Origin of the sequence: Thermovirga sp. (assembly GCF_017656375.1) — a bacterium.
GTDB lineage: Bacteria > Synergistota > Synergistia > Synergistales > Thermovirgaceae > Thermovirga.
The window spans coordinates 1-5,211 of sequence record NZ_JACDOB010000051.1 but is presented as its reverse complement, the minus strand read 5'-3'; the positions used below and the strand labels follow the sequence as shown (position 1 = coordinate 5,211).

The 5,211-nt window shown below is 44.8% G+C and carries 6 protein-coding genes; 5 read left to right on the top strand and 1 reads right to left on the bottom strand.

What is annotated here, in order from left to right; genetic code table 11:
• The 5 genes from argC to H0Z23_RS08425 all read left to right on the top strand — a co-directional run.
• On the top strand, positions 1–1,114 hold a 1,114-nt coding region (gene argC / locus H0Z23_RS08445), incomplete at its 5' end, for an N-acetyl-gamma-glutamyl-phosphate reductase (RefSeq protein ID WP_366928892.1).
• 20 nt (positions 1,115–1,134) lie between these two features.
• Positions 1,135–1,971 carry a uridylate kinase gene (locus H0Z23_RS08440; protein ID WP_296869005.1) on the top strand — a complete coding sequence of 279 codons (837 nt, stop codon included), beginning with the start codon at positions 1,135–1,137 and terminating at the stop codon, positions 1,969–1,971.
• On the top strand, positions 1,938–3,062 hold the full coding sequence (locus H0Z23_RS08435; RefSeq protein ID WP_296869004.1) for an aminotransferase class III-fold pyridoxal phosphate-dependent enzyme: 1,125 nt from the start codon (positions 1,938–1,940) through the stop codon (positions 3,060–3,062). The genes H0Z23_RS08440 and H0Z23_RS08435 overlap by 34 nt, the downstream gene beginning before the upstream one ends.
• Positions 3,055–4,113 carry a M20/M25/M40 family metallo-hydrolase gene (locus tag H0Z23_RS08430; protein WP_296869003.1) on the top strand — a complete coding sequence of 353 codons (1,059 nt, stop codon included), beginning with the start codon at positions 3,055–3,057 and terminating at the stop codon, positions 4,111–4,113. The genes H0Z23_RS08435 and H0Z23_RS08430 overlap by 8 nt, the downstream gene beginning before the upstream one ends.
• Positions 4,114–4,212: 99 nt before the next feature.
• On the top strand, positions 4,213–4,803 hold the full coding sequence (locus H0Z23_RS08425) for a LysE family transporter (RefSeq protein WP_296869002.1): 591 nt from the start codon (positions 4,213–4,215) through the stop codon (positions 4,801–4,803).
• Between the two features lie 60 nt (positions 4,804–4,863).
• On the opposite strand, the gene H0Z23_RS08420 is transcribed toward H0Z23_RS08425, so the two are convergent.
• Positions 4,864–5,211 (bottom strand): aminotransferase class I/II-fold pyridoxal phosphate-dependent enzyme (locus H0Z23_RS08420; RefSeq protein ID WP_296869001.1); only part of this gene is annotated, 348 nt, incomplete at its 5' end.

Here is a 5,211-nt window from a genome sequence, read left to right as displayed (position 1 = left end):
CCGACCCGCAGGAAGAAGCCTGCGGGTTTTTTTATTTAAATTGGAAAGGGTGGAAAGTATGCAGGAAACAAGAAGATTTAAGGCAATAATCCTAGGAGCAGCAGGCATGACTGGCGGAGAGCTATTGCGCATACTTGCAAAACATAACTATATTTCCGTAATTGCAGCCATCTCGAAAAGCAAAAAGAATACACCGGTGGGGGCAACTCACCCCCACCTTCGTTCCTACTTCGCAGGCATGACCTTCGTCTCTTATGAAGAAGCTCATATAGATGAAGCGAACATAGCCTTTGTAGCGTTACCTCACGGTTCATCTGCCAATGAAGTAGCCAAACTTCTTGAGAAGGGGCTCAAAGTTGTAGATCTGTCTGCTGACTTCAGGCTCAAAGATCCAGAAAATTATAAGGAATGGTACAACATTGAACATCCAAGGCCCGAATTGCTTCAACAATCTGTTTATGGACTACCAGAACTTCATCGTGATGATATTGCCTCAACTAACCTGATATCAGGTGTGGGATGCAATGCCACAGCATCGATACTTGCCCTTTTACCTTTAGCACGAGCAGGCCTTATAGAGTCCGTCCATCTGGATATCAGAGCTGGATCTTCTGAAGCAGGGGCTATGCCCTCTGGAGGAAGCCACCACCCCTTTCGGAGCAGAGCCACTAGAATAGTTGAACCGTTTTGCCACCGTCACCTAGCTGAGGTTTCACAGGAACTGGGTCTTCCACTGGAAAAGCTTTCCATGAGGTTAAGTACTATAGAAGCTGTAAGAGGTGTTCAAGCCTGTGCAGACGTAACCCTAAACACAAAAATCTCCGAAAGGGAATTATGGAAAATATACAGATCTACCTATGTTGGAGAACCTTTCGTTGAGCTATGTCCCGCGAGACCTTCGTATCTTCGCTTTCCTGACCCAAAACTTGTTTGCGGAAGCAATAAGGCTCTAGTGGGATTTGCATTAAATGAAGAGGGAAATCGCTGTCTTGCCGTATCTGCCATAGACAACCTCATGAAAGGAGCTGCAGGCAGCGCCGTACAATCGGCAAACATAATGCTCGGAATATCTGAAATAGAAGGATTAGATATGCAGCCCGTATATCCAGTCTAACAATGAGGGAGGAATAAGCCATGCTTGACGGAGTGGTAAAAATAGGAGGGGCAAAGGGCAATAATCACAATAATACGTTGGTTGACCTTGCAAACAGGGTCAGAAACGGCGAAAGGTGGGTATTATGCCACGGCGTAAGTGGCGCCATGGATGCTTTGTGCAGTGCTGCAGGCATGGAGCCGCGATATGTCGTAAGTCCCTCAGGCTACAGAAGCCGTTTCGTTACGGATAGAGAGATGATGCTATTTGAGAAAGCATCATTTTCAGAGACTGCTAAAATATGCTTCGCTCTCGGTACAATGGGAATTCCAGTCATGCCAATTGATCCAATGAACACGACTTTAGTCCATGGGAAGGTAAAAGACGTAATAAGAGCCAGGGAAGGGAGCAAGACCATTCTTCTAAGAGGCAATAGAAGTGGGAAGATAACCTCCATCGACCAAGAAGAAATTCTGGTCATCATCGAACGAGGCTTTTTGCCTATTTTTCCACCCCTAGCCAGGGATGAAAATGTGCCAAGGTATATCAACATCGACGGGGATCGATTGGCTGGCAGCATAGCTGCATCGTGCAATGCTCGCACATTAGTTCTTTTGACTAATACCCCTGGATTGCTTGAAGATGTAGATAACCCGGAATCGTTGATCAGGGAAATAACCTTGGAAGAATGGCACATAGCTGAAAGAGCGGCAAAAGGAAACATGAAAAGGAAACTACTGGCCTGCAGGGAAGCCCTCGAGGGCGGCTTACAAGAGGCAATAATTGCGGACAGCAGGATAGAAAATCCCATTACCAACGCCATATCAGGAGGAGGGACCCATCTATGGAGAGCCAGATCTACGGAAATCGCGGTTTAGTCTTAACACGGGGACAAGGAGTCGAAGTATATGACAAAGATGGGAAAAGGTATTTAGACTTCTTCATGGGACATGGTGCTTCCCTCTTCGGACACAATCACCCTTTTCTCGTAAAGGCCCTTAAGGAAGCTTCCGAGAGGCCTTGGAGCATAGGAGCAGGCTTCGAGAGCGAAGGAAGAAACAAAGCATCTGAAAGCCTAAGCCATTTCTTTCCCAACCATAGAATTTTTTGGACTAATAGCGGCGCCGAAGCAATAGAGAGCGCCCTCAAGATATGTGCGCTGAACAGGCCTGGTAGGTCCAGAATTTTAGCGTTAAGAAGGGGCTTTCACGGCAGAACATGTGGAGCCTTGAGCTTGACATTTAATCCCAAATATCGCTCAAGTTTTTCTCCACTCTTATTCAAAGTCGAGCACTATAATGCTCAAGAATTACCATCAAAGATAGACAAAAACACCCTTGCAGTATTTGTAGAGCCAATTCAAGGGGAAGGAGGCGTTCACCCACTGGATTTTTCCCTCGGGAAGGCCATATCTGAGCAATGCCAAAGGACCGGTGCTTTGCTCGTTTCCGATGAAATACAAACTGGTTTCGGCCGATGTGGAAGCATATCTATAAGTTCGGCTCACGGCCTTGAACCTGACGTTATATGTCTCTCCAAAGGAGTAGCTGGTGGGCTGCCCGTCGGAGTGGCTTTATGGAAAAAAGAGCTTTTAGATTTCGTTCCCCAGAGTCACGGCTCCACTGCTGGAGGCAATCCATTAGTATGTTCCATTGCCTTTGCTGCGATGGAACTCTTACAAAAAGAAAACTATCCTCAAAAAGCGAAAGAAATGGGCGCATATTTTACTTCCCTCCTTTCCTCTATAAGGAATCCACTAATTGAGGAAATTCGTGGAGAGGGACTTCTCGTAGGCATACAGCTAAAATGCAAAGTGACTCCACTAATAAGGGATCTACAAAATGCAGGGCTGCTTGCTCTTCAGGCTGGCCCAATGGTCTTGCGTTTTATGCCACCTTTTGCAGCAGAAAGACATCATTTCGAAGAAGCCACAACTATTCTAGAAAGGGTGTTAACGAATCATGGATAGATTGGAAGAAAAAGCAATTGATCTATTAGGGTCACTGGTCAAAATATCTAGCGTGAGCAGGAAAGAGTCTGAAGCCACAAAGGCTCTCGCCGAAAACCTTCCATCCTTTGGATGGGAAAATGCTTACATCGACCAGGTAGGCAATGTCGTAGCTCATAGAGGAAGGGGAAAGAACGAGCTCATATTATTAGGACATATTGATACCGTTCCAGGAGGACCTACTTTCTCTCTAGATGAGAATTATCTGATTGGCAGAGGCTCAGTGGATGCCAAGGGACCCCTATGCGCCATGGCTGTGGCGGGGAGCTCATGTGATTTGCCAGAAGATTGGAAGGTAACATTTATAGCCGCCGTAGGAGAAGAAGAAGACTCTCGGGGTGCAAAATTCCGCGTAAAGGCCCACTCCCCAAAAGGATGCATAATCGGCGAACCCACTGGAACTTATGGGATAGCTATCTCATGTAGAGGCAGAATCTTGGCCAAAATATCTTCAGCCGATAAAGGAGCCCACCGCTCATGGAGCTCAGGCCCCATAACCAAGACAATCCTTGCCGCTACAGAAATAATTGAGAGCATAGCTCCACCTGTTAAAGATAAAGGGTCTATCAACGACATTAGCTGCAGCGTTATTTCAATGAAAGGAGAGGAAAACCACGGCAGGATAGGAGAAATACTTCTGGATTTAAGAATACCAGCAGGAGTAGATATAAGAGGTATCATCTCAAAGATAGAGGAACTTTGTAACCATTTTGAAGTCAATATCTCAGTGCTCGATACAGTCTATCCTCACAAAGTCCCTAAAAATGACAAAATGGTTACAGCGCTCCGCAGAGCTATAAGAAGTTACGGACAAACGCCAAGGCTACTTGCAAAAAGCGGAACTAATGACTTCAACACCGTCGCTCCTTGGGAATGTCCCATGGCAATCTACGGCCCCGGGGACAGCATGCTGGAACATACCGAGGCTGAAAAAATAAAACTAACAGAATACCTAGCAGCAATAAACATCTTAAAAGATGGGATCACATTCTTTATCGATCAAAATAGTTAATTACGCAAGGGGTGAGAGACTAAATTTATTAAGCTGACAAAATTTGCATACTATGTTCTAATGATGCATAGGGATCTAAAAATGATAAGGGGGTTCTCCATGGACAAATTATTTGCTTTTATATCTTATGTAATAATAGTCTCCTTCACCCCTGGCCCCAACAACTTGCTTTCCATGTCTTTTGCAGCAACTTTAGGTTTCCGGAAGGCCCTTAAATACATGTCTGGAGTCTTTGTTGGTTTCTCAACAATATTCCTATGTGCTTCATATTTTAATATTTTTTTGGAAGAAACTTTGCCGGCCGTATCGCCTTTTCTCAAGGCAATAGGAAGTGTTTATGTTTTGTTTTTGGCTTACAAGATAATAACTACAAGAATGGACGCAGAAAATCCTTCACTCGGGAAACTTTGCTCTTTTTACGCTGGAGTGGCCATGCAATTTTTGAACGTAAAGGGCATACTCTATGCCCTTACTGTCACATCTTCCTTTACAATTCCCTACTCGAAATCTTTCCCCTTAATACTTGTTTCTGCCGTCTCTCTAGCTCTTGTAGCAGTATCCGCTAACGTTGTTTGGGCATTAGGTGGCTCTGCGTTCCAGAAGCTACTTTCCAAATATCAGGGCCTTTTCAAGACAAGCATGTGTATTTTACTAATATATGTAGCCCTTGCAATGATTGGCATAATATAAAGAGGCGAGGCTAGCTTTTTCCCTTCAAGTTGCCCCGCCTCTTAGCTCTGGTTCTCTCTATTAACCTAAAAGCTCCTTCATCTTTGACAGGCCCTCTTTTATGTCTTCAACATTTATACCAGAGTAGGCGAGCCTTATGTATTGCTGCTTTTCATCAGGCAAAGGTGAGCCAAAATGATTTCTAGTCGTGAAAGACACACCAGTTTCATCCAAAACTTTCTTGCGAAATTCTTCGACAGTTTTAGTACCGAGGTTATCCATAGCTTCTGTAACGTTAGCAAAAAGATAAAATGTGCAGTTCGGCCTGCTGACCTTTATGCCTTTCATGCTGTTCAAAAGGTCAACTGCAACGTCGCGTCTTTCCTTCAAAGTTGCCATCATGGAATAAAACTCATCTAGAGGCCCCTG